Below are 1,871 nucleotides of genomic sequence, written 5' to 3'. Positions count from 1 at the left end.
CCTCTGCCGCCCCCGGCGCCCCGCTGGGCGTGACCGCCCCCGACGCGATCGAGCATGTGCAGATGCACCGCATGGAGCGCCGCATGATGCATCGCCGGATGGAGCGTCGCATGATGCACCGTCACATGGAGCGCCGCATGATGCGCCGTCACATGGAGCGCCGGATGATGCGCCGCATGTGATCTGATCGCTTCGATCAGGTCGGCGACGGGGTCCTTCGGGGCCCCGTTTTTGTTTGCAGCATCCCCATCCCGCGCCGTCCCGCCGGATTGCCGCGGACTCCGCGGATTCCTATGTCGGAGCGCAGGCCGGGTTGCGGCTGCGACGCTTTCGGAGACCACATGCCCCCGTCCAACCGCCTGTTCGACGACTTCGCCCGCCTGATGACCGATGCCGCCGGCGCCGCGCAGGGCGTACGCCGCGAGGCCGAGACGGTGATCCGCGCCCAGGCCGAGCGGCTGATCCGCGACATGGACATCGCCTCCCGCGAAGAGCTCGACGTCCTGCGCGACATGGTCGCCACCTTGCGCTCGCAGAACGAGGCGCTGACCGCCCGCATCGCGGCGCTGGAGGCCGACGCGAAGCCGCCCGCGGCCGCCGTCGCCGGGGCGAGCGAGGCGATCTGATCGACGGTGGCGAGGGCCGGGTCGCCGGCGCGAATCGGCCCCGGCGGGGCGGCGGGCTTGTACACAGGAAGCGCGCGCGAACGATCCATTTCCTGTTCACCGGCCGGGGGAAGCGCTTTGTGTCGCGAGTCCGCACCGGTTTATAGTCGGTGACGTACTGATTCGCCTTAACCCGCCGAAGACGGGACGCCGCAGAGCCGCCGCCACGAGGTATACCGTCCCATCGGGACAAGTGTCGTCGCGTCGTGACGTGGTTTCGTGCTTCGGTTCTTTTTTGTTCACCATGCCGCGGCGCTCGAATACGGCGGCGTCATTTCGGATCGTCATGCCACAGCTTCACGTCGACATCGAGGGCTACGATCGGATCGAGCACCCGCTCGATGTCGTCGAGCGGCTTGCCGCGCTCCGCGACTGGATCTTCGATCGCGCCGAGACGGACGAGATGTCCGTGGTGGTGGCCGGACGCTGGACCGAGTACCAGGTCGCCTTCACCTGGATCGAGGATGTCGAGGCGCTGCACGTCGCCTGCGCCTTCGACCTCAAGGTGCCGGACCGCCGCCGCACCGAGGTGCAGCGCCTGATCGCCCTGATCAACGAACAGCTCTGGATCGGCCATTTCGACCTGTGGTCGAGCGACGACGTGGTGATGTTCCGCCATTCCCTGCTGCTCGCCGGCGGCTCGGTGCCGACGCACCCGCAATGCGCCATGCTGTTGAAGTCGGCGGTCGAGGCGTGCGAGCGCTACTACCAGGCGTTCCAGTTCGTGCTCTGGGCCGGCAAGTCCGCCCGCGAGGCGCTGGACGCCGTGCTGTTCGAGACCGAAGGCGAGGCCTGAGGCGCACCATGGTGGGTTCCGCAGGCGGCGCCCTGCCCGCCTCCCTGACCCTCGTCGGGGCGGGCAAGATGGGCGGGGCGATGCTCGAGAGCTGGCTCGCGGCCGGCCTCGACCCGCATCACACCACCGTCGTCGAGGCCCATCCGACCGAGGCTTTGCGTGTGCTCTGCACGGCGCGCGGCCTCGCCCTGAACCCGGCCACCGTCGCGCCGGCCGCCATCCTCGTCGTCGCGATCAAGCCGCAGGGCTTCCCTGACGCCGCGCCCGACCTCGACCGGATGGTCGGCCCCGACACCGTCGTCCTCTCGATCCTGGCGGGCAAGACCGTCGCCGACCTCGCAGGCCGACTGCCGAGCGCCCGGGCGATCGTGCGGGCGATGCCGAACCTGCCGGCCAGCATCGGCCGCACG

4 protein-coding genes are annotated in these 1,871 nt (G+C 69.6%); all 4 read left to right on the top strand.

The window, feature by feature from the left end:
• Window positions 1-182 (top strand): hypothetical protein (locus FV222_RS24690; protein ID WP_147815879.1); only part of this gene is annotated, 182 nt, incomplete at its 5' end.
• A gap of 159 nt (window positions 183-341) precedes the next feature.
• Entirely contained in the window at window positions 342-626 is a 285-nt protein-coding gene (locus FV222_RS24685; protein ID WP_147763797.1) for an accessory factor UbiK family protein, read from the top strand.
• A 325-nt stretch (window positions 627-951) separates the two neighbouring features.
• Window positions 952-1,461: a YbjN domain-containing protein gene (locus tag FV222_RS24680; protein ID WP_147726522.1), complete on the top strand. Its 510-nt coding sequence runs from the start codon at window positions 952-954 to the stop codon at window positions 1,459-1,461.
• Between the two features lie 8 nt (window positions 1,462-1,469).
• Window positions 1,470-1,871: NAD(P)-binding domain-containing protein (locus FV222_RS24675; protein ID WP_187277463.1), on the top strand; the 402-nt coding region annotated here is incomplete at its 3' end.

Origin of the sequence: Methylobacterium sp. WL103 (assembly GCF_008039885.1) — a bacterium.
Taxonomy (GTDB): Bacteria; Pseudomonadota; Alphaproteobacteria; order Rhizobiales; family Beijerinckiaceae; genus Methylobacterium; species Methylobacterium cerastii.
This window is presented reverse-complemented; position numbering and strand designations above follow the sequence as displayed.

Coding starts and splice junctions, on each gene's coding strand:
- FV222_RS24685 (WP_147763797.1), top strand. CDS start 342: ATGCCCCCGTCCAACCGCCTGTTCGACGACTTCGCCCGCCTGATGACC.
- FV222_RS24680 (WP_147726522.1), top strand. CDS start 952: ATGCCACAGCTTCACGTCGACATCGAGGGCTACGATCGGATCGAGCAC.